We start from the raw sequence: 21,079 nt of genomic DNA, 5'->3' as shown, positions 1-21,079 counted from the left end.
GATCTGCACGTCGGCGGCATCGGCGTGCTTGGCCAGGCGGCGGATCAGCATCGTGATCCCTTCGGCCGAATGCTTGATCGTGAACCGGTCGACGATGTGGCCGGTGGCGTCCGTGACGCACACGGCGTGGACCTGGGCGGCCCAGTCCAGGCCGGCGAAGAACTGCGCAGGGGGCAGCGTGAGAGACAACTCGACTCCAAGGGGTGGCAGCGACAGCGGCTCGGCGGCGACGAGGCCTGCTCCCGGGCGGTCACTAACCGGCGCTCTGTGGCGCATCTCCCTGTTGCCGGTCCGAAGCCTCGCGAGAACCGGGGGCGGTGGTGTCATGCGGGCCGTCGAGCGGCGACCGGACTAGACCGTCACCCCGGCTCCCGCCGAGTCCCTTCACCAAGCACCGTAGCGGTGCCTGCGAGAAAGATGGTGCCGTAGTGACCATTGTGGTGGCGGCGGTGATCGTGGACCGGGACCGGCGGGTGCTGGCGGCGCAGCGGGCCGCGCCCCCGGAGCTGCGGGGCGGCTGGGAGTTCCCCGGCGGCAAGGTCGACGCGGGTGAGAGCGAGGTCGAAGCCCTCGTCCGGGAGTGCCGCGAAGAGCTCGGCGTGGAGATCGAGGTCGGCACCCGGGTGGGCGGCGACTGGCCGCTGGCGGGCGACGGGTACGTGATGCGGGCCTGGCTGTCCCGGATCGTCTCGGGTACTCCGGAGGCCCGCGAGCACCTGGAGCTGCGGTGGCTGGAGCCCGGCTCGTACTTCGACGTGGCCTGGCTGACGGCCGACCTGCCCCTGATGGAAGCGGTGGAGAAACTCCTCGGGCAGGATTGAGCAGTCACTCTCAGTGACATAATTATCACTAGGCGTTATTTGTCGCATCGGGGGAGGCGGCACGATGAACCGTGGCTGGATAGTGGCCGGGGTCCTGGCCTTCGTGGCGGCCCCGGCCGTGCCCGCGGTGGCCGCGGGCGTGGCCATGGTGCTGGAACGGGTGGACGATCCCGCGGGCATGCTCAGGTGGATCAGGACGGGCGACGTGCTCCGGTACGAGGTGCGGCTGAACGGCATGGGCAGCGACGCCCGGCTGGCGGTGGCGGCCACGCCGGTCCACTCGCTCACGGGGCTGTCCTGTGCGCGCGTGCGTCCGTCCGACACGCCCGACCGCGGGGGCGCCGAGATCACCGCCCGCGCGCTGGCCTCGCGCGCGCTGGCCGCGCCCGAAGGGACGGTGCCCGGGGCGTCGGCGTGCCGGTTGGGCGACCTCACCTCGGAGCGGGCCGTGCGGCTGGAGGTCTCCGTTCCCTCGGGCGCGGAGGAGGTGGAGGTCGCGGCGGTGGCGCGGATGCGCGAGGACGACGGCGACCTCACCACCGTCACCGGTACCGCGAGGGCCGAGGTCGTCGCCGACCCGCCGTCCGGCGAGCGCACCCTGCGCGGACCGGCGGTACGGATCCCGGAGGAGATGCGGGCCCCCGCTCGCCGGCCGTACGACGACGAGGACGACGAATCGGGCGGGGAGCCTGCCCGCGTCCGCGCCGACGAGTTGAGGGCCGAGCGGGGTGAGCCCGGCGGGGGCGAGTCGTCCAGGCGGCGTGAGTTCGCTGAGGCTGAGTCGCGGCGCGAGTTCGGCGGTGCTGAGTCGGGTGGTCGTGAGGCCGCCGAGGGCGCCCGGCGTGAGTTCACCGGTGCTGAGTCGGATGGTCGCCGGGAGACCGGTGGCGTCGAGCAGGGCAGGCGGGAGCTTGACCGCCGGGCTCCTGCGGCGGACACGGGTGAGCTGACGCGTAATCGTGAGGCCGGTGCTCCTGAGGGCGTGACCCAGCAGAAGGAGAAGGAGGGGCACCGGGTGGAGGCGCGGGAGCGCGGAGCGTTCTCCGAGCGGAGGCAGGACGACCGTACGGTGACTCAGCTGAAGCAGGACGACCGTGCGGCGACTCAGCTGAAGCAGGACGACCGTGCGGCGGCTCAGCGGAGCCAGGACAACCGTGCGGCGAATCAGCGGGGCCAGGACGATCAGCCGGCGGCTCAGCGGAACCGTGACGACCGTGCGGCGACTCACCGGGGCCAGGGCGACCAGGCGGCGACTCAGCGGAGCCAGGGCGACCAGGCGGCGACTCAGCCGAGGCAGGACGACCGTGCGGCGACGCCGTCCGATGGCGGCGGGACGGCGCAGGCGCAGCCGTGGAGCGCGCCGCAGGTTCCACAGCCGGGGCTGGAGTTCCCGAAGACCACGGAGGGCGAGCCCGGCCAGGAGCAGCGGGTGGAGCTCCCGGAGGTGGCGCCGCCGCCGTCCGCTGAAGGCGCTCCGGGCGCGCCGCTGCCGCGTGTGGTGGAGGGGGCCGACATGCGTGTACGGGCGGAGGAAAGGATCAATCCGCTGGCCGGAGCGGGCGGGCTGCCGTACGCGGCGGGCGGGATCGGGGTGTTGCTGGCCGGGCTCTGGGGGGTGGCCGCCGCGCAACGCCGGCGGCTGCGGGGAAAGGTATTCTAGATCCGCCTTTACTGATACTTTGACCCGACTAGTATTCCCTTGACCGTGGATTCGGATTCGCGCGGAGGGCACCGGTGGCACGCAAACGAGCGACGGCCGTCTCCGCGATCGTGCTCGCTCTCGGGTTAACCGGCATCGGGGTCGTCCCGTTCATCGGCATGGGCGCGTCGGCCTCGGCCACGGCGCTGACCCCGGTGGAGCCGTGCGACGCCGGGCAGGTATGCCCGCCCGAGACCACCATCACGATCACCACCACGCTGCCGACCCCGACTCCGACCCCCGAGCAGCCCGAGACCACGATCACCAAGACGGTCACGGCGACGCCCACCGGGCAGGCCGAAGAGCCCACGCCGACGAAGACCAAGACGACCCGCGCCCCCGACCCGGCGCCGACCACCCAGCCCGTGCAGCCGCCGCCGCAGCAGCAGCCGGTGCCGTCGCAGAGCGTGCCGGAGGTCCCCGCCGACGACGACACGCCGGAAGCGGAAGAGTCGATCCAGATCCCCACCGTCGCCGCCACCGACACCCCGCCGCCCCCGATCTCCACCGACGCGGCCTCCGTCGAGAGCGACGCGGTGCAGCTTGAGATGCGGAACGCGGCGCCCGAGTACGACCAGCGCACTCTCACCCAGCGGCTCAGCATCCCGGCGCTGATCATGGTGCTGCTGGTGCTGTTCGCGGTGCTGATCTTCGAGGGGCGGCTGCGCCGGATGGCCCACGCCGCGGCCGTGCGCAAGGCGGGCCCGCAGGCGCCCTACCCGCACCAGCCCGGCTACCCGCCCCAGCCCGGCCCCGAGGGCTACCCGGCCGGGCCCGGCTACGCCACCGCCGGCGTCGCGGCCCCCGGCTATCCGGGCGGCACCGCGTACGCGCCGATCATCAGCTTCGTGCCCGTGCAGACGTTCCCGAGCGGGCAGGTCCAGTACGGCGCGGTCTACCACGACCCGAACGCGGTGCCGCCGGTGCCCGCGCCGGGGCCGCCGCCCGCGCAGGAGCCGGTGGTGCTGGCTCCCGACCAGTCTGGCGCGTACACCCAGCCGCCCCAGGAAGAACCCGCCCCTCAGCAGCGGGAGTTCCGGGCGCCGTTCGAGCCGCTCATCCCGTCGGAGCCGCCCTCCGACATCCCGCCGGGCGGTGCCGCCCCGTACGAGGACGCCCCGGACCGCCCGCTGGGCCCCGCCTCGGCAGCCGAATCAGGCGACTCCGAACCCTGGAGCGGCCCCCTGCCGGACGTCGACCGTACGATCGAACAGCGTCTCCCCGGCGACGACTCCCGCTGATCTACTAGCACCTTGACCTCGACAGCGGGCACCCGCGCTGGTCGTTTCCCATGTTCGTGGGAGGGCCTGAAAAGGGGAACGCGGCGGGACCGGCGTCCCGCCGCGTTCTAGGGGAGTGCTACTTGGCGCGCTTGAAGATCTTGTTGCCGAGCCACACCAGGGGGTCGTACTTGCGGTCCACCACGCGCTCCTTCATCGGGATCAGCGCATTGTCGGTGATCTTGATGTGCTCGGGGCAGACCTCGGTGCAGCACTTGGTGATGTTGCAGTAGCCGAGCCCGTGGTCCTCCTGGGCCGACTCCTTGCGCTCCGCGACGTCGTACGGGTGCATGTCCAGTTCGGCGATCCGCATGAGGTAGCGCGGCCCGGAGAAGGCGGGCTTGTTCTCCTCGTGGTCGCGGATCACGTGGCAGACGTTGTTGCACATGAAGCACTCGATGCACTTGCGGAACTCCTGGGACCGCTCGACATCGACCTGCTTCATCCGGTACTCGCCCGGCCGCACGCCCTCCGGGGGCGTGAAGGACGGCACCTCCCGGGCCTTCTCGTAGTTGAACGAGACGTCGCAGACGAGGTCCTTGATGACGGGGAAGGTCCGCATCGGGGTGACCGTGATGGTCTCGTCCTCGGCGAAGGTCGACATCCGGGTCATGCAGCCCAGCCGGGGCTTGCCGTTGATCTCCATGGAGCAGGAGCCGCACTTGCCGGCCTTGCAGTTCCAGCGCACGGCCAGGTCGGGGGCCTGGGTGGCCTGGAGCCGGTGGATGATGTCGAGGACGACCTCGCCCTCGTTCACCTCGACGGTGAAGTCTTCGAGCTTGCCTTCGCCACCCTCGCCGCGCCAGACCCTGAACTTCGCCTTGTAACTCATTTCGCGATCCTGTCGAACTCGGCCATCTCTTCGTCGGTGAGGTACTTGCTCAGCTCGTCGCGGTCGAACAGCGAGATCAGGTCGTCCCGCATCGCGGGCTGCTCCTGTTCCTCGACCGTGATGGAGGTGCCGTCCTCGGTGGAGCAGACCAGCAGCTTGCGCCGCCACTCGGGCCGCATGCCGGGGTGGTCGTCGCGGGTGTGGCCGCCGCGGCTCTCCTCGCGCAGCAGCGCGGCCTTGGCCACGCACTCCGACACGAGGATCATGTTGCGCAGGTCGAGCGCGAGGTGCCAGCCGGGGTTGTAGATGCGGGAGCCGCCCGCGCCGACGAGCTGGACGCGCTCCTTGAGCTTCTCCACGACCTGCAGCGCCTCGGAGATCTCCTCGGCCTTGCGGATGATGCCGACCAGCTCGTTCATGGTCCGCTGGAGCTCGTGGTGGACCTCGTACGGGTTCTCGCCGGAGCGTTCGAGCGGCGCCAGGGCCTCCTCGCGGGCGGCGTCGATCTGCTGCGCGGAGATCTTGGGCCGGGCGGCGAGGCCGTCCACGTACGCGGCGGCGCCGGCACCCGCGCGCCGGCCGAACACCAGCAGGTCGGAGAGCGAGTTGCCGCCGAGCCGGTTGGAGCCGTGCATGCCGCCGGCGACCTCTCCGGCGGCGAACAGGCCGGGTACGGAGGCGGCGGCGGTGTCGGCCTCGACCTCGATGCCGCCCATGATGTAGTGGCAGGTCGGGCCCACCTGCATGGGTTCGGCGGTGATGTCGACGTCGGCCAGCTCCTTGAACTGGTGGTACATCGACGGCAGCCGGCGCTTGATCTCCTCGGCCGGCAGGCGGGTGGACACGTCCAGGTAGACGCCGCCCTGGGGTGAGCCGCGGCCCGCCTTCACCTCGGCGTTGATGGCCCTGGCCACCTCGTCACGGGGCAGCAGCTCCGGCGGGCGGCGGTTGTTGGCCTGGTCGGTGTACCAGCGGTCGGCCTCCTCCTCGGAGGTGGCGTACTGGTCCTTGAACACCTCGGGGATGTAGTTGAACATGAAGCGCTCGCCCTCGGAGTTGCGCAGCACGCCGCCGTCGCCGCGGACCGACTCGGTGACGAGGATGCCGCGCACGGACGGCGGCCAGACCATCCCGGTGGGGTGGAACTGGATGAACTCCATGTTGATGAGGTTCGCCCCGGCCAGCAGGGCCAGGGCGTGTCCGTCACCGGTGTACTCCCAGGAGTTCGAGGTGACGACGTAGGACTTGCCGATGCCGCCGGTGGCCAGCACCACCGCGGGGGCGTCGAAGAGGATGAAGCTGCCGGTCTCGCGCCAGTAGCCGAACGCGCCGGAGATCCGGTCGCCGTCCTTGAGCAGGCGGGTGACCGTGCACTCCTGGAAGACCTTGATGTAGGCCTCGTAGTCGCCGTGCTGCTCGTAGTCCTCCTGCTGGAGGGCGACGACGCGCTGCTGGAGGGTGCGGATCATCTCCAGGCCGGTGCGGTCGCCGACGTGGGCCAGGCGCGGGTACTCGTGGCCGCCGAAGTTGCGCTGGCTGATCTTGCCGTCCTCGGTGCGGTCGAAGAGCGCGCCCCAGGCCTCCAGCTCCCAGACCCGGTCGGGCGCCTCCTTCGCGTGCAGCTCGGCCATCCGCCAGTTGTTGAGGAACTTGCCGCCCCGCATGGTGTCGCGGAAGTGCACCATCCAGTTGTCGTCGGGGTTGACGTTCCCCATCGAGGCGGCGGCGCCGCCCTCGGCCATGACCGTGTGGGCCTTGCCGAACAGCGACTTGCAGACGATCGCGGTGCGCTTGCCCTGCTGGCGGGCCTCGATGGCGGCCCGCAGGCCGGCGCCTCCCGCGCCGATGACCACGACGTCGTACTCGTGACGCTCGATGTTGATCGAGTTATCCACTTGAGATGATCCTTACGCGAACGGGAAGGCGATGATGCCCTTGGCCACCAGGCGGACGTAGAGGTCGGCGCCCATGACGGAGAACATCGAGGCCCACGCCCACTGCTGGTGCTTGGCGTTGAGCTTGGAGACGAAGGTCCAGGCCCGGTAGCGGAGCGGGTGCCGGGAGAAGTGGTTGAGCCGGCCCGCCATGATGTGACGGCAGGAGTGGCAGCCGAGCGTGTAGCCGAGGATGAGCACGGCGTTGGCCATCAGGATCCAGCTGCCGAGGCCGATCGGCTTGTGCACGACGGCCAGGATCGCGTCGTAGGTGAGGATGGCGCCGATCAGCAGAGCGAAGTAGAAGAAGTAGCGGTGGATGTTCTGCATGATCAGCGGGAAGCGGGTCTCACCGGTGTACTTCCCGTGCGGCTCCTGCACCGCGCACGCGGCCGGCGACAGCCAGAACGAGCGGTAGTAGGACTTGCGGTAGTAGTAGCACGTGAGCCGGAACCCGCCCGGCAGGCCGAGGATCAGCAGCCCCGGCGGGAGCGCGTACCAGTCGCCGACGGGCGCCCAGCCGAAGAGCCTCGCGCCCTCACAGACCTCCTGGGTGGTCAGACACGGGGCGGCGAAGGGGGCGATATAGGGTTCGACGAAGTTGCTGGTGTCGAGGATCGCCCACACACCGTAGATAAGAAATGAGCTGAGCCCGAGGAACACGAGCAGCGGGGTGAGCCACCATCGGTCGGTGCGCAGGGTGCGTACCCTGATTTGGGCACGCTGCTTTCTCACCGGGGATTCGGGCGTCGTCTGGGTCATCGCGGACCTCTCCACCTCCCGCGGACCCCGCACGCCTGGGGTCCGGGTCGTTCTCTAGGCGCGATCGGCGGTGACTGTGCCGCGCGGGCGCGCAAGTTGGTGTGGCATACGTTACGACGAGCGCATCCGGATTTGTGAGGACGGTCACTCACTTTCTCCTGCTCACCCTGTGATTCCTGTCACGTCTCCGGTCAGGGCCGCTGTCCCTGGTAAGGCAACTTCACCACAGTCACGAAAAAGTTATCGATTTGACGGACAACCCTTATGAATTGCCCAAAATCCACCGGTTTAGCTACGTAGGCATTGGCCTGGAGGCAATACTGCGGGCGATGTCCTCCTCCGCCTCCGACGTCGTCAGAACCACCACCGGGATCAGCCGCAGTACGGGGTCCGCCTTCACCTCCCGCAGCACTTCCATCCCGCTCATTCTGGGCAGGTTGAGGTCCAGCAGCACCAGATCCGGCCTGGGCGTGTCGGCGTAGGGGCCCTGCCGGCGCAGGAACGCCATCGCCTGCTCGCCGTCGCCCACCACGTGCAGGCGGTTGCGGAGCCGGTTGAGCGCGAACGCCTCCCGGGTGAGCACCACGTCGCCCTGGTCGTCCTCGACCAGGAGCACCTCGGTGGGCCGCCCCTCAGGCATCGTCGTCCCCGGCCGCGGGCAGCGTCCAGCGGAAGGTGGTGCCGCGGCCCTCGGAGTCGCCGTCGAGCCAGAGCCGGCCGCCGTGGTAGTCGACGATCTTCCGGCAGAGGGCCAGGCCGATGCCGGTCCCCGCGTACACGTCACGCGGGTGCAGGCGCTGGAAGATCAGGAAGATCCGGTCGGCGTACTTGGGGTCCACGCCTATGCCGTTGTCGGCGCAGCTGAACTCCCACATGTCGCCCCTCCGTACCGCCTCGACGCGGACGTGCGGCGGCTCCTCGCCGCGGAACTTGACCGCGTTCTCGATGAGGTTCTGGAAGAGCTGGGTGAGCTGGGAGGTGCTGCCGATCACGCGGGGCAGCTCGCCGGTGGTGACGGTGGCGCCCGCGTCCTCGATCGCCGCCGACAGGTTGTCCAGGGCCGCGCGGACCGCCACGCCGCTGTCCATCGGCGTCTTCTCGCCGCCCACCCGGCCCACGCGCGAGAAGTCGAGCAGGTCGCTGATGAGCAGCTGCATGCGCTTGGCGCCGTCGACCGCGAAGTGGATGTACTGCCTGCCCCGGTCGTCGAGCTCGCTCTCGTACCGCTGCTCCAGCATCTGGGTGAAGCTCGCCACCTTCCGCAGCGGCTCCTGTAAGTCGTGGCTGGCCACGTACGCGAACTGCTCCAGCTCGCTGTTGGACCGGCGCAGCTCGTCGGCCTGGTCGGAGGCGGTGCGCCAGGCGTACAGGATGCGCCGGCGCATCGAGTCGATGTGGCTCGACAGCTCGGCCAGCTCCGCGGGCCGCTCCACGCCGAGCCGGTGGTCGAAGTCGCCGCCCGCGACCGTGCGCACCTGCTCGGTCAGCCGGGCGATGGGGTCGAGCACGGTGAAGCGGACGATGAACGCCAGCGCCACGCCCGCGCAGAGGATCACCACGAACAGCACCACGAGCGCGATGTTGAGCCTGCTGATCTGGGCCGCGACCTCGGGCTTGGGGTCCAGCTCGCGGACCCGGGCGATCATCAGCATGATGAGCACCACGCCGGCCAGGAACGCCAGCGCGGTGGCCGCCCCGGCGAAGACGAACCAGCGGGCGATCGGCACCCGGCCGACGCCGGTCGGCTGCTTGGCCGGGGGCAGCGGATGGATGCTCATGTCTCGCCCCTGCCCACGACCACGGCCGCCAGGTCGTCGTTGAGTGTCCCGACGTCGCCGATGAGCCGGTCGATGTCGATGGTGCCGTGCAGCCGTACCAGGTCGACGAGCCCGTCCACGCCGAGCATCTCGCCGCCCACCGCGGCCTCGATCAGCCCGTCGGTGTAGAGCATCATCGACCAGCGCTCGCCCAGCGGCACGTCCAGCACCGTCCACTGGGCGTCCGGGAAGATGCCGAGCGGCGGCCCGGACGGCGCGCTCTCGACGAGCTGGACATGCCCGTCGCGCACCAGCACCGGGGGCGGGTGGCCGACCACCCGCATCTGCGCGCTGCCCAGGTCGGGCGCGATCGTGGTCATGCAGAGCGTGGTGAAGATCTCCGGGGCCTTCCGCTCTGCTCTCAGCAGCGTGTCGAGCGTATGGAGGAGCAGGTCGCCCGACTGACCGGCCAGGACGAGCGCGCGCCAGGCGATGCGCAGCGCCACCCCGAGCGCGGCCTCGTCGGGGCCGTGGCCGCACACGTCGCCGACCACCACGTGGATCGAGCCGTCGGGCGTCTGCACCGTGTCCAGGAAGTCGCCCGCCAGCCGGCCTCCGGAGCCGGGCAGGTAGCGGGTGGAGTGGCGCAGCCCGCGGTTGCGCAGCAGCGGCACGGGGAGCAGGCCGTTCTCCAGGCGGGCGTTCTCCTTGGCGGTCAGCTCCGCCTCGACCAGCCTGCGCTGGGCCAGGTCGGCGCGCTTGCGCTCCATCGCGTAGCGGATGGCCCGGGCCAGCAGGCGGGCGTCGACGTCCTGCTTGACCAGGTAGTCCTGGGCTCCCGCCTGCACCGCCGCGACGCCGACGTGGGCGTCGCGCAGCCCGGTCAGCACCAGCACGGCGGCGTGCGGGGCCAGGTGGATGACGTGTTCCAGGGCTTCCAGGCCGGTCGCGTCGGGCAGCGACAGGTCGACGAGCACGCACTGGATCTCGGGGCCGAGCCTGGCCTTCGTCTCGTCCAGGGTGCGCACCCAGGTGATCCGGGGCGGCGCCTCGGCCTGTTTCAGCAGCTCCTCCACGAGGAACGCGTCCCCTGCGTCGTCCTCGACCAGGAGCAGCGTCAGCGTTTCGTTCAGAGTCGCCGTCACACACAGCCTTCCGGAGATGAGCCTGTGCTGCTCATTCTGCGATGAGCTCGACCCCTTGCGGAAGGGTGCCTTCCTGCCCGGCTTCGATCACGTAGGAGAGGAGTGTCGCCCGGAACGCCTGGGCGGCCCGTATGGGCTCCACGTCCTTGCGGTGGGCCAGCGCGATCGTCCGGTAGAGCCCGGGCGGCGCGAGCGGCGTGCCGGCCAGCCCCGGCCGCCCGTCGAGCACCATCGACGGCACCACGGCCATGCCCAGCCCCGCCTCGACGAACCGGAGCACCGCGTCCATCTCGCCGCCCTCGACCGCGAACCGGGGCTCGAACCCGGCCTGCCGGCACGCCGTCAGCGTCGCGTCGCGCAGGTCGTAGCCGCTCCTGAACATCACCATCGGCCTGCCGCGCAGCTCGTCGATCCGCAGGTACGGCCGGCGCGGGCGCTCGGCGGCGGGCGTGGCGACGACCAGGTTCTCGCGCAGGATCTCCTCTGTCGTCAGCGACGGGTCGTCGTGCTGCAGCGGCATGATGATCAGCGACATGTCGAGCTGGCCGCGCGCCAGTGCGCGCACCAGGTCGCGCGAGCCGCCCTCCTCGACCAGCAGGCCGATCCCCGGGTACGCGTGATGGAAGCGGGCCAGCGCGTCGGCCATGAGCCCCGCGCAGAGGGAGGGCGTCGCGCCCAGCCGCAGCCGGCCCCGGCGCAGCCCGGCCAGCTCGGCGATCTCCTGCCGGGCGGTGTCGGCGTCGGCCAGCATCCGGCGGGCCAGGGGCAGCAGCGTCTCGCCAGCCGGGGTCAGCGTGACGTTGCCGCGCGCCCGGGAGAGCAGCGGGGCGCCGAGCTCGTTCTCCAGGGCCTTGATCTGCTTGCTGAGGGTGGGCTGGGCGACCCGCATCCGCTCGGCCGCGTGGGTGAAATGCCTGGTCTCCGCTACTGCGACGAAGTACGCCAACTGCTGGAACTGCATGTGATTTTCCTCGCACCCGCCCAGCTCGATGAACGTGCTTATGCCGTACAAACCAGACACAATAGCCAACGGCTATCGAAACCAGGCCAATCATGACTTGGACGGATCATCGCAGGTCACCTAGCTTCGATGGATGTGACAGCCACGATAGAGCGCGGCGCCGCCACCGCGCCCGTCAGCCCCCCAACGGGTGAAGACAAGTCCCGCGTGAAGAGGACTGGCGGCTTCCTCGCCTCTTCCAACGGCAAGAAGGCCATCATGGCGGTCACCGGTGCCGTGATGGTGCTCTTCCTCGTCGGCCATATGATCGGCAACCTCAAGATATTCGCGGGCCGCGACTCCTTCAACGAGTACGCGCACGCGCTGCGGACCCTGCTGGAGCCGCTCGCCCCGTACCGGAGCCTGCTCACCCTCGTCGAGATCGTCCTCGTCGTCTCGGTGGTCCTCCACATGTGGGCCGCGATCTCCCTGTCCCGCCGCGCCGCCGCCGCCCGGCCGGTGAAGTACGCGGCGAAGAAGAAGTCGCGGGCCAAAGGGTACGCGACGCACATCATGCGGTTCGGCGGCATCACGATCGCGCTCTTCCTGGTCTGGCACCTGCTCGACCTGACCTTCGGCGTGGTGAACCCCGAGGGCTTCGCCTCCACGCCCGCCGACCGGATGATCGCCGGCTTCGACCCGTCCCGGTGGTACGTGACGCTCCTGTACATCGTCGCCGTCGTCATGGTCGGCCTGCACCTGCGGCACGGCATCTGGAGCGCCTTCCAGACCCTCGGCGTGGCCAACCGCAACCGGAACAAGGCGCTGAACGGGATCGCCGCGCTCGTCGCCGCCGTCCTGGTCATCGGCTTCCTCGCGCCGCCGCTCGCCATCACGTTCGGAGTGATCCAGTGAACTACGTCGAAGGCGCGGAGATCCGCGACACCAAGGCCCCGGCCGGTCCCATCGAGGAGCGGTGGGAGAAGCGCAAGTTCAGCGCCCGCCTGGTGAACCCGGCCAACAAGCGCAAGCTCACCGTCATCGTCGTGGGCACCGGCCTGGCCGGCGGCTCGGCCGCCGCGACGCTCGGCGAACTCGGCTACAACGTCAAGTCGTTCTGCTACCAGGACTCGCCCCGGCGCGCCCACTCCATCGCCGCCCAGGGCGGCATCAACGCCGCCAAGAACTACCGCGGCGACGGCGACTCCATCTACCGCCTGTTCTACGACACGGTGAAGGGCGGCGACTTCCGCGCCCGCGAGTCGAACGTCTACCGGCTGGCCGAGGTCTCGGTGAACATCATCGACCAGGCCGTGGCCCAGGGCGTGCCGTTCGCCCGGGAGTACGGCGGCCTGCTCGACACCCGGTCCTTCGGCGGCGCCCAGGTCTCCCGTACCTTCTACGCCCGCGGCCAGACGGGCCAGCAGCTCCTGCTCGGCGCGTACCAGGCCCTGGAGCGGCAGATCGCGGCCGGGAACGTGGAGATGCACGCCCGCCACGAGATGCTCGACCTGATCGTCTCCGACGGGCGGGCGCGCGGCATCATCGTCCGCGACATGGTGACCGGCGAGATCGAGCGGCACTTCGCCGACGCCGTGGTCCTCGCCACCGGCGGCTACGGCAACGTGTTCTACCTGTCCACGAACGCCAAGGGCTGCAACACCACCGCCATCTGGCGCGCCCACGAGCGCGGCGCCTACTTCGCCAACCCCTGCTACACGCAGATCCACCCGACCTGCATCCCGGTCTCCGGCGATCACCAGTCGAAGCTCACGCTCATGTCCGAGTCGCTGCGCAACGACGGCCGCGTCTGGGTGCCGCTGCGCAAGAACGACACCCGCGCGCCCGGCGACATCCCGGACAACGAGCGCGACTACTACCTGGAGCGGATCTACCCCGCCTTCGGCAACCTGGTCCCGCGCGACATCGCCTCCCGCGCCGCCAAGAACGTCTGCGACGAGGGCCGCGGCGTCGGACCCGGCGGCCTGGGCGTCTACCTCGACTTCCGCGACGCCATCAACCGGCTCGGCCGGGAGGCCGTGGAGAAGAAGTACGGCAACCTGTTCGAGATGTACGAGCGCATCACGGGCGAGAACCCGTACGAGGTCCCGATGCGCATCTACCCGGCCGTCCACTACACGATGGGCGGGCTGTGGGTGGACTACGACCTGCAGTCGACCATCCCCGGCCTGTTCGTGATCGGTGAGGCGAACTTCTCCGACCACGGCGCCAACCGGCTCGGCGCCTCCGCGCTGATGCAGGGCCTGGCCGACGGCTACTTCGTGCTGCCCACCACGATCGGCGACTACCTGGCGGACGGGCCGTTCGGGGACGTCGACGAGGAGGCCGTCGCGGCGGCCGAGCTGAAGGTGCGCACGAAGATCGACCGGCTGCTGTCCGTCAACGGCAACCGGACCCCCGACTCCTTCCACCGCGAGCTGGGCAAGCTCATGTGGGACTACTGCGGCATGGAGCGCACCGAGGAGTCGCTGCGCAAGGCCCTGGAGCGCATCCCCGAGCTGCGCGAGGAGTTCTGGGAGAACGTCAAGGTCACCGGCACCGCCGAGGAGCTGAACCAGGTGCTGGAGCGGGCCGGCCGGGTGGCCGACTTCTTCGACCTGGCCGAGCTCATGTGCCTGGACGCCCTGGTGCGCAGCGAGTCGTGCGGCGGTCACTTCCGGGCCGAGTCGCAGGACGCCGACGGCGAGGCGCTGCGGGACGACGACAACTTCGCCCACGTCTCGGCGTGGGAGTACTCGCCCGACGGCACGCCGATCCTGCACAAGGAGCCGCTCGAGTACGAGTACGTCAAGATGAGCCAGCGGAGCTACAAGTGAACCTGACCCTGAAGGTCTGGCGTCAGAGCGGCCCCAAGGACCGCGGACGCATGGTGACATATCGGGTGGAGGATGTTTCGCCCGACATGTCCTTCCTGGAAATGCTGGATGTGCTCAACGAGCGGCTCATCCTCGAAGGCGACGACCCGATCGCCTTCGACCACGACTGCCGCGAAGGCATCTGCGGCATGTGCGGCATGGTCATCAACGGAGTCGCGCACGGCGAACAGGTGGCCACCACCACCTGCCAGCTCCACATGCGCCACTTCGAGGACGGCGCCACCATCACCATCGAACCGTGGCGGGCCGCGCCGTTCCCCGTGATCAAGGACCTGGTCGTCGACCGGAGCGCCTTCGACCGCATCATCCAGGCCGGCGGCTTCATCTCCGTCCCTGCCGGCTCCGCCCCGGACGCGCACAGCGTGCCCGTCCGCAAGGAGGACGCCGACGCCGCCTTCGACGCCGCCACCTGCATCGGCTGCGGCGCCTGCGTGGCGGCCTGCCCCAACGGGTCGGCGTCCCTCTTCACCGCCGCCAAGATCACCCACCTCAGCCTGCTCCCGCAGGGCCAGCCCGAACGCCTCTCGCGCGCCAAGGCCATGGTGGACCAGATGGACGCCGAAGGCTTCGGCGGCTGCACCAACACCGGCGAGTGCACGGCCGTCTGCCCCAAGGGCATCCCGCTGGACACGATCGCGCAGATGAACAGCGACTACCTCAAGGCGAACGCCAAGTAGTCTTCACCAGGGGCCGCTTCGTTACCCGGAGCGGCCCCTTTTCAATGGGCTTCGCCCAGAGGCGCTCCGCGCCGGGCAGCTCAGACGTTCTTCTTTCCAGCGCCTCCGGCGCCATCGCGCCACGTTGACCGGTGGATCCAGGCGTTATTCGCAGGGGCGGAGCCGCATAGTCCGAGCGGCGACGTCTCGAATCGGTCTGCTTCGGGTGCCCTGTTCCCGCACGAGTGATCCAGAGCGTGCGCTGCTCGTCGTCGATCGCCTACCAGGCTTGGTGCTGCCATTGCTCCAGTGAGGCGCTTCCCACTTTGACTGTTCCCAGCGCGCCCTTCAGAGGATGTCGGCGTGGGTCGCTGGTGATGGTGACCCAGCCTCGGCCGAGATTCTCGGGAGCCTGAGAGAGGGTCCTGCCATCCCTCGGCGGCGCGCCGGTCGCTGAAACCGCAGGGTCGTGGGACGTCATCTCCACGACCCGCCATTACGCCTTCCCTCCGGGGCGGGAACGTCGAGGCCGTCACCGGGGAAGGGGCCCTGGAGCTCACGGGCCAGCTGCGGGTCGCTCCACACCACGGCCGTCGATCGCGAGGAGGCGAGCGCGCGCCCGAACGGCAGCAGTTCACCCGTGTCGGCTCCGGCCGGCATGGGGTCGAGCAGTTCGTCGACGCAGTCGCAGCGTTCCGTCTCGGGGAGCCAGGTGAGCCAGGGAAGTACCTCAGCCAGCATCTTCTCGGCGCTTTCCGTCACCGCGCGAGATTACCTGAAGGAGTCCAGGACGATCAGCCCGTGACGAGAAGGTCGGCTTTTCACCGGACCGCTTCGACACCGGAAACGGTCCCCTTTTTTCTCTGAGACCCCGAGCAAGGGGTTATCGGCGCCGGCCTCGCCGGGCATACTGGGACGATGATCGAACATACTGTCGGATTCACAGCATCGGCCCAGCTGTCGTGAGGGGCCGCGTGGTCTCCAAGGATGGCACGCCCATCGCGTACGAGCGGATCGGCGAGGGCCCGCCCGTCATCCTGGTCGGCGGCGGGCTGGACGACGGGACGGAGAACGCCCCGCTGGCCCGCGAGCTGGCCCGCAAGTTCACGGTCGTCAACTACGCGCGGCGCGGCCGGGGCGAGAGCGGCGACACGCCCCCGTACGCGGTGCGGCGCGAGGTCGAGGACCTGGACGCGCTGGTGACCGAAGTCGGAGGGCCGGCCTTCCTGTACGGGGTCTCTTCGGGCGGGGCACTGGCCCTGGAGGCCGCGGCTCTCGGGGTGGCCGCGGGGAAGGTGGCCGTGTACGAGGTCCCGTACCTCGTCGGCGAGGGCATGGTGGCCGCCTGGCGCGAGTACGTGGCCCGGCTCGGCGAGGCGCTCGGGCGGGATGACCGGGACGCGGCGCTGGAGCTGTTCATGCGGCTCGCGGGGTCGTCCGACGAGGAGATCGCGGGGGCGCGGGGCGCGCCGGTGTGGCCCGCGCTGCTGGGCATGGCGCACACGCTGGCCTATGACGCCGCCTGCCTCGGGGACGGGCCGCCGCCGAAACGGCTCGCCGAGATCGGGCAGCCGGTGCTGGTGCTGACGGGCGGCGGTCTCGGCGGGCTGCCGGGGTTCTTCGACGAGGCGGCCGACGCGCTCGCGGCCGTCCTCCCGCACAGGGAGCGCCGCACGATCGAGGGGACCGGGCACGTGGCCGACGCGGGGCGGGTCGCACCTGTCCTGAGCGAGTTCTTCACCCGGTAGAGGTCCGCCCGCCCTGGAGCAGTTCCGCGGTCTCCAGGAACGGCCTCGCGAGGTCGGCCGCCCCCATGTCCAGCAGATACAGGCCGCTGGAGACGCGCTCGACGAACCCCCACTCCCAGATCGCCGTCTCGTCCAGCCCGCTCCCGTCGGCCAGCAGGCGGCAGTACCGCCGGGCGAGACCGGCGGGGTCGCCGGCCGCGAGGAGTTCCGGGCACCAGTCGCGCAGCACGACGCCCAGGTCGTAGGCCGGGTCGGCGAGGAAGCCGTCCGGGTCGATGAAGACGAACCCCGACTCCGCCCCCGCCCTGGGCCGGGGTACGCGGAGGGCGTTGCCGGGGTGCGGGTCGCCGTGGACGACGACCGGCTCGGGGGAGACGGCTGCGCGCCGCTCGGCGAAGCGCAGGGCGCGGGTGACGGCCCGTTCGGAGACGGCGGCGGGGTGCTTCGTCCACAGGCGGTGGATCAGCTCGGCGAGCTGCCCCGCCTTGTCGAACGGGCGCGCGCCGGCAGGCGGCGGTACGGTCCACGCCGCGCGGAGCGTACGGCAGAGCGTCCTGATGGCGTCCTCCGGGGCGAGATCCTCCATCGACGGGCCGAGGGTTTCCTGGAGCATGGCGGGGCGGTCGAGGTCGTAGGCGAACAGGCGCACGTACCCGCGTCCCCCGGCGGCCGAGAGGGTCCGGATCTGGTCGTACGCCTCGGGCCCGGGAAGCGGGATCTTGAGCACGGCGCTCCCGCCATCGGCGCGCCGCACGCGTGACACGTACGCGGCGGTGCCGCCCGCCAGCGGCGGCCCCGCGCTGATCGCCCAGCGCCGCTCCAGCTCGGCGATCCGCCCCGGCAGCTCGGCCAGCCACCGGGCCCCTTCGCCGCCCAGGTGGGCGGCCTTCAGCAGCACCGTCTCCGGCAGCGCGATCGACCTGTCCGCCAAGGGGGCTGTCCTTTCTCTGCGAGCAACGGCGACACGCTACCGCGAGCAGGGAATGGCTATAGGAATCGCCTATGCCTCCCGCTGTTATTTCCTCTTTGTTCTCCGTCCTTTCCTCAGCGTACCGTGCAAGAGCTCGGCCATTTTCGGGAGAAAGGAACGGTCGCATGACCACGAAAGAATTCGCGGGAAAGCGGGCTCTGGTAACGGGCGGCACGCGCGGAATCGGCGCGGCCGTCGTCCGTCAGCTCCTCGACGAAGGCGCGGACGTGCTCGCGACCGCCAGGTCAGAGGCGAGCACGGTCCCGGAGGGTGCCTCCTTCGTCGCGGCGGACGTGCGGACAAGGGCCGGGGCGGAGGCGATCGCCGACGCCGCGCGGAAGACCCTCGGCGGGGTGGACATCCTGGTGCACAGCGCCGGTGGGGCGCGACCGCACGACAGCAGCTGGGCGATCCCCGGCGAGGAGTGGCAGAACGCGCTGGAGCTGAACTACCTGGCGTCCGTGCGGCTGGACGCGCTGCTGGCCGGAGGGATGCGGGAACGGGGCCACGGCGTGATCGTGCACATCTCGTCGGCCGCCGTTGCCACCCCGATCGGGCCGTTCCTGCACTACACGGCGGCGAAGGCGGCGCTGGAGAACTACAGCCGCGGCCTGGCCCTGGAGCTGGCCCCGTTCGGCGTCCGGGTCAACACCCTGACCCCCGGCAGGGTGGAAACCCCCGGCGGCGTGGCGACGCGGGACGCGTGGGCGCGCATGCACGGGGACGATCAGGTCAAGGCGAGCGTGCCGCTGGGGCGCGACGGACTGCCCGACGACATCGCCGACGCCGTGCTGTTCCTCGTATCGGAACGGGCGAGCTGGATCACCGGCAGCAATCTCGTCGTCGACGGTGGCGAATACCCCAGGTTTTGACCCAGAGAAAGAAGAATTTCGATGAAAGAATACGGCGACAAAAATGTCGTCATCACGGGCGGTGGCAGCGGCATCGGATTCGCGATGGCGAAACTGCTGGCGGACGGCGGAGCCCGCGTGGTGATAACCGGCCGTTCCCAGGACACCCTCGACGCCGCCCGGAACCGGCTCGGCGGGAACGTGCTGGCCGTCCGGGGCGACGTGGCCTCGATGGCCGACCTGGACGCCCTCGCCGACCGGGTGAAAAACGAGCTGGGCACGGTCGAGGCCCTGTTCGTCAACGCTGGCATCGCCCCCACCACGCCCTTCGAAACGACCACCGAGGAGACCTACGACGAACTGTTCGCGATCAACGTCAAGGGCGCCCACTACACCGTGCAGAAGCTCGCCCCGCTGCTGAGCCCGGGCGCCGGCGTCGTCCTCGTCACCTCGATCGCGAACGTCATCGGCATGCTCGACACCAGCGTCTACGCGGCCGGCAAGGCGGCGGTGCGCTCGATGGCCCGCAGCTTCTCCCGCGAACTGCTGCCGCGCGGCATCCGGGTCAACGCGGTCAGCCCCGGCCCCATCGACACCGGCATCCTGGAGAACACGATGAGCGCGGAGGCCGCCGCCGAGTTCAAGGCCGAGCGGGTCGCGGTCAACCCCATGCGGCGCTTCGGCACGCCCGAGGAGGTGGCGAGGGCGGCCGCGTTCCTCGCCTTCGAGGCCACGTACACCACCGGCGCCGAGCTGGCCGTGGACGGCGGCGCCAGCCAGCTCTGACCGTCACGCGAGCCAGTCCTCCTCCCGCAGCAGGTCGAGCAGCGCCGCCTCCGCCGGGCCCGCCCCCGCCCGGACGACGGCGATGACAGGGTGGGACACCGCGGGAGACACCGGACGGGCCAGGTGCTCGTACTCCTGCGGCACCGCCGAGGCCGGAACGAGCGTCACCCCCAGCCCCTGCACGGCCCACCGCACGGCCGCCGCCGTCTGGGACACCCGCGCCACCGTGACCGGAGACAGCCCGTTGTCCTCCAGAACCCTCTGCAGCACATGATCGAGGACGCTGTCCCGGTCGAACCGCACCCACGGCTCCCCAGCCAGATCACGCAGCTCCACCCGGTCCGCGGCGAGCCGCCGATGCCCGGTGCCCAGCACCACGACGAACTCCTCGTCCCCGAGGTGATGGGCGTCGGCGGGAGACCTTTCACACCGCCCCATCAGCGCCAACCCCAGCGCACCCCGGCGACACAGCCGATCCAGCTCGACAGCGCTCGGCTCCTCGAAAACGGTCACCTCCAGCCCCGGAAAGCGCCCCCGCAGCGCACCCAGCGCCCCCGGCAGCTGCCGCGCGCCGAACCCCATCTGCGCCGCCACCACCAGCTCACCCACCACGTCATCGGCGCCGGCCCGCGCCGTCGCCCTCGCCCGCCGCGACGCGCTCACCGCCACCTCGGCCTCCCGCAGGAACGCCCGGCCGACCGCCGTGGGCACCAGCCCGGTCGGCGTACGCTCGAACAGCCGCACCCCGAGATCCCGCTCCAGACCGCGGATCTGCTGCGACACCGACGGCTGAGCCACGCGCAGCAGCTCCGCCGCCGCCGTCACCGATCCCTCCTCGGCCACGGCCAGGGCGTACTCGAACTGACGAAGGCTCATCGGATCCCGTCCTTCCCGGTAGGGCGTCACCGCTGTAACAGCGCGAAGAGCCCCTTCTGATCCCGCATGATCGGTTGTCGGTGTCGCGCTCACCTGGTGGAGCGCCGGGGAGGGACGTCGAGCTGGTCGACCTGGGGCGGCTGTGCACAGGCGAGTAGCGGCCTCCCGCCGTCAAGGAGGGAGGCCGCCGTCAGGGGGTCAGGAGTGCGGGCAGGTGTCGCGGTACTCCTCGATGGCGAGGCCCTGGGGAGCCGGGCAGAGGAACTGGTCGTAGCGCAGGTCGTCGTCCACCCACCGCTTCAGCCAGGCGACCATGGACTTGGCCATCGTGGTGTTGGTGATCTGCGGGAAGAAGTGGCTGGCGTTGTTCAGCTCCAGGTAGGCCTTCTCCGACGAGGCCGGGATGCTCTCGTAGAACCGCTCCGCGTGGGTGGCGACGGGGGCGATCGAGTCGCTCTCGCCACCGATGATCATTGTGGGTACGCGGACGCCCGACCAGTTCTTGGTCAGGTTCCAGGGCGCGATCGGGATGGCCGCCTGGAGGCTGGGGCGGTCGTCGGCCGCTTCGAGGCTGCCGCCGCCGCCCATGGAGTGGCCGGCCACCGCCAGCCTGCTGGGGTCGATGCGGCGTCGTACGGCCAAGGAGCTGTCCTCCACCAGCCAGTCGAGCGCGGCGAGGAGCTGACGGCCGCGGCTGGACGGCTGGTCGTAGCGGGTGTTGGTCTCGATGCCGATGACCACGAACCCGTGCGAGGCGAGCCGCGGGCCGAGCCAGTCCAGGGTCGACCAGGAGGCGGTGTATCCGGGCGAGATGGCGATCGCGCCGAAGGTGCCCTGGCTGGTGTCGTCCGGGTAGTAGACGCGGCCGCCGCCGAACCCGCGCACCAGCGAGGACACTCTCTCCTCCGAGGTGCTGAACGGGCCGCGGCTCGCCTCCAGGAGAGCGTCCGTCGGGTCCGGGCCGCGTTCGTAGGGGCCGGCGGCGTGCGCGGGCTGGGCGAGGGTGAGGGTGGCGCAGGCAAGGGCCGCGGCCACGGCGAGTCTGGCGATCGCGTTGCGGGGATGCACGTCGGCGACTCCATCTGTGGGGGGTGGGGACGCCGCCATTGTTCGACGCGGCGGCCC

At 70.5% G+C, this 21,079-nt stretch carries 20 protein-coding genes and 1 pseudogene; 9 read left to right on the top strand and 12 right to left on the bottom strand.

Going from position 1 to position 21,079, the window contains the following annotated elements:
- On the bottom strand, positions 1-189 hold a 189-nt coding region (locus tag AB0J42_RS22205; protein WP_364297246.1), incomplete at its 3' end, for a transposase.
- 239 nt (positions 190-428) lie between these two features.
- On the opposite strand from AB0J42_RS22205, the gene AB0J42_RS22200 reads away from it, so the two are divergent.
- The 3 genes from AB0J42_RS22200 to AB0J42_RS22190 all read left to right on the top strand — a co-directional run bounded on the left by AB0J42_RS22200 (position 429) and on the right by AB0J42_RS22190 (position 3,761).
- The gene (locus tag AB0J42_RS22200) at positions 429-821 is read left to right on the top strand and encodes a (deoxy)nucleoside triphosphate pyrophosphohydrolase (RefSeq protein ID WP_364297244.1); all 393 of its coding nucleotides are present in this window, start codon (positions 429-431) and stop codon (positions 819-821) included.
- A 64-nt stretch (positions 822-885) separates the two neighbouring features.
- Complete coding sequence (locus AB0J42_RS22195) at positions 886-2,481, top strand: hypothetical protein (protein WP_364297242.1); 1,596 nt, start codon at positions 886-888, stop codon at positions 2,479-2,481.
- 74 nt (positions 2,482-2,555) lie between these two features.
- A complete protein-coding gene (locus tag AB0J42_RS22190; RefSeq protein ID WP_364297240.1) occupies positions 2,556-3,761 on the top strand; it encodes a hypothetical protein in 1,206 nt (401 codons plus the stop codon).
- 118 nt (positions 3,762-3,879) lie between these two features.
- Here AB0J42_RS22190 and AB0J42_RS22185 read toward each other — a convergent pair whose 3' ends face one another.
- The 7 genes and pseudogenes from AB0J42_RS22185 to AB0J42_RS22155 all read right to left on the bottom strand — a co-directional run bounded on the left by AB0J42_RS22185 (position 3,880) and on the right by AB0J42_RS22155 (position 11,191).
- Positions 3,880-4,632 (bottom strand): succinate dehydrogenase/fumarate reductase iron-sulfur subunit, encoded by a 753-nt coding sequence (locus AB0J42_RS22185; RefSeq protein WP_364297238.1) that lies wholly within the window; start codon positions 4,630-4,632, stop codon positions 3,880-3,882.
- A complete protein-coding gene (locus AB0J42_RS22180) occupies positions 4,629-6,515 on the bottom strand; it encodes a fumarate reductase/succinate dehydrogenase flavoprotein subunit (protein WP_364297258.1) in 1,887 nt (628 codons plus the stop codon). Before AB0J42_RS22180 ends, AB0J42_RS22185 begins: the two co-directional genes overlap by 4 nt.
- A 24-nt stretch (positions 6,516-6,539) precedes the next feature.
- On the bottom strand, positions 6,540-7,328 hold the full coding sequence (locus AB0J42_RS22175) for a hypothetical protein (protein ID WP_364297236.1): 789 nt from the start codon (positions 7,326-7,328) through the stop codon (positions 6,540-6,542).
- Between the two features lie 191 nt (positions 7,329-7,519).
- Positions 7,520-7,968 (bottom strand): annotated as a pseudogene (locus tag AB0J42_RS22170) (response regulator).
- Complete coding sequence (locus AB0J42_RS22165; RefSeq protein ID WP_364297234.1) at positions 7,961-9,106, bottom strand: ATP-binding protein; 1,146 nt, start codon at positions 9,104-9,106, stop codon at positions 7,961-7,963. Before AB0J42_RS22165 ends, AB0J42_RS22170 begins: the two are co-directional and overlap by 8 nt.
- Positions 9,103-10,230 (bottom strand): SpoIIE family protein phosphatase, encoded by a 1,128-nt coding sequence (locus AB0J42_RS22160; protein ID WP_364297232.1) that lies wholly within the window; start codon positions 10,228-10,230, stop codon positions 9,103-9,105. The genes AB0J42_RS22165 and AB0J42_RS22160 overlap by 4 nt, the downstream gene beginning before the upstream one ends.
- Before the next feature lie 31 nt (positions 10,231-10,261).
- Positions 10,262-11,191 (bottom strand): LysR family transcriptional regulator, encoded by a 930-nt coding sequence (locus AB0J42_RS22155; RefSeq protein WP_364297256.1) that lies wholly within the window; start codon positions 11,189-11,191, stop codon positions 10,262-10,264.
- Between the two features lie 207 nt (positions 11,192-11,398).
- Here AB0J42_RS22155 and AB0J42_RS22150 point away from each other — a divergent pair, with 207 nt between their 5' ends.
- The 3 genes from AB0J42_RS22150 to AB0J42_RS22140 are packed head-to-tail and all read left to right on the top strand — an operon-like array spanning position 11,399 to position 14,744.
- Positions 11,399-12,085, top strand: a complete 687-nt coding sequence (locus tag AB0J42_RS22150; protein WP_364297230.1) for a succinate dehydrogenase cytochrome b subunit — start codon at positions 11,399-11,401, stop codon at positions 12,083-12,085.
- Positions 12,082-14,007, top strand: coding sequence for a fumarate reductase/succinate dehydrogenase flavoprotein subunit (locus AB0J42_RS22145; RefSeq protein ID WP_364297228.1), 1,926 nt, complete (start codon positions 12,082-12,084; stop codon positions 14,005-14,007). Before AB0J42_RS22150 ends, AB0J42_RS22145 begins: the two co-directional genes overlap by 4 nt.
- Complete coding sequence (locus tag AB0J42_RS22140) at positions 14,004-14,744, top strand: succinate dehydrogenase/fumarate reductase iron-sulfur subunit (RefSeq protein WP_364297227.1); 741 nt, start codon at positions 14,004-14,006, stop codon at positions 14,742-14,744. Before AB0J42_RS22145 ends, AB0J42_RS22140 begins: the two co-directional genes overlap by 4 nt.
- A gap of 456 nt (positions 14,745-15,200) precedes the next feature.
- Here the strand turns inward: AB0J42_RS22140 and AB0J42_RS22135 are convergent, their stop codons facing one another.
- Positions 15,201-15,485 (bottom strand): hypothetical protein, encoded by a 285-nt coding sequence (locus AB0J42_RS22135; protein ID WP_364297225.1) that lies wholly within the window; start codon positions 15,483-15,485, stop codon positions 15,201-15,203.
- A 212-nt stretch (positions 15,486-15,697) separates the two neighbouring features.
- On the opposite strand from AB0J42_RS22135, the gene AB0J42_RS22130 reads away from it, so the two are divergent.
- Positions 15,698-16,471: an alpha/beta fold hydrolase gene (locus AB0J42_RS22130; protein ID WP_364297223.1), complete on the top strand. Its 774-nt coding sequence runs from the start codon at positions 15,698-15,700 to the stop codon at positions 16,469-16,471.
- Here AB0J42_RS22130 and AB0J42_RS22125 read toward each other — a convergent pair.
- Positions 16,461-17,402 (bottom strand): aminoglycoside phosphotransferase family protein, encoded by a 942-nt coding sequence (locus AB0J42_RS22125; RefSeq protein ID WP_364297221.1) that lies wholly within the window; start codon positions 17,400-17,402, stop codon positions 16,461-16,463. The genes AB0J42_RS22130 and AB0J42_RS22125 overlap by 11 nt on opposite strands.
- Positions 17,403-17,566: 164 nt before the next feature.
- Between AB0J42_RS22125 and AB0J42_RS22120 the strand changes: the two genes are divergently transcribed.
- Positions 17,567-18,313 (top strand): oxidoreductase, encoded by a 747-nt coding sequence (locus AB0J42_RS22120; RefSeq protein ID WP_364297219.1) that lies wholly within the window; start codon positions 17,567-17,569, stop codon positions 18,311-18,313.
- Positions 18,314-18,334: 21 nt separating this feature from the next.
- Positions 18,335-19,078: an SDR family oxidoreductase gene (locus AB0J42_RS22115; protein ID WP_364297217.1), complete on the top strand. Its 744-nt coding sequence runs from the start codon at positions 18,335-18,337 to the stop codon at positions 19,076-19,078.
- Between the two features lie 3 nt (positions 19,079-19,081).
- On the opposite strand, the gene AB0J42_RS22110 is transcribed toward AB0J42_RS22115, so the two are convergent.
- Both AB0J42_RS22110 and AB0J42_RS22105 read right to left on the bottom strand, forming a co-directional pair.
- On the bottom strand, positions 19,082-19,954 hold the full coding sequence (locus AB0J42_RS22110) for a LysR family transcriptional regulator (protein ID WP_364297215.1): 873 nt from the start codon (positions 19,952-19,954) through the stop codon (positions 19,082-19,084).
- A gap of 198 nt (positions 19,955-20,152) precedes the next feature.
- On the bottom strand, positions 20,153-21,022 hold the full coding sequence (locus tag AB0J42_RS22105; RefSeq protein WP_364297213.1) for an alpha/beta hydrolase: 870 nt from the start codon (positions 21,020-21,022) through the stop codon (positions 20,153-20,155).
- Positions 21,023-21,079 lie beyond the last annotated feature (57 nt).

It is taken from the genome of Nonomuraea sp. NPDC049649 (assembly GCF_040675175.1).
In the GTDB taxonomy this organism is placed as follows: Bacteria; Actinomycetota; Actinomycetes; order Streptosporangiales; family Streptosporangiaceae; genus Nonomuraea.
This window is presented reverse-complemented; position numbering and strand designations above follow the sequence as displayed.

Coding starts and splice junctions, on each gene's coding strand:
- AB0J42_RS22185 (WP_364297238.1), bottom strand. CDS start 4,632: ATGAGTTACAAGGCGAAGTTCAGGGTCTGGCGCGGCGAGGGTGGCGAA.
- AB0J42_RS22165 (WP_364297234.1), bottom strand. CDS start 9,106: ATGAGCATCCATCCGCTGCCCCCGGCCAAGCAGCCGACCGGCGTCGGC.
- AB0J42_RS22175 (WP_364297236.1), bottom strand. CDS start 7,328: ATGACCCAGACGACGCCCGAATCCCCGGTGAGAAAGCAGCGTGCCCAA.
- AB0J42_RS22110 (WP_364297215.1), bottom strand. CDS start 19,954: ATGAGCCTTCGTCAGTTCGAGTACGCCCTGGCCGTGGCCGAGGAGGGA.
- AB0J42_RS22115 (WP_364297217.1), top strand. CDS start 18,335: ATGAAAGAATACGGCGACAAAAATGTCGTCATCACGGGCGGTGGCAGC.
- AB0J42_RS22155 (WP_364297256.1), bottom strand. CDS start 11,191: ATGCAGTTCCAGCAGTTGGCGTACTTCGTCGCAGTAGCGGAGACCAGG.
- AB0J42_RS22195 (WP_364297242.1), top strand. CDS start 886: ATGAACCGTGGCTGGATAGTGGCCGGGGTCCTGGCCTTCGTGGCGGCC.
- AB0J42_RS22120 (WP_364297219.1), top strand. CDS start 17,567: ATGACCACGAAAGAATTCGCGGGAAAGCGGGCTCTGGTAACGGGCGGC.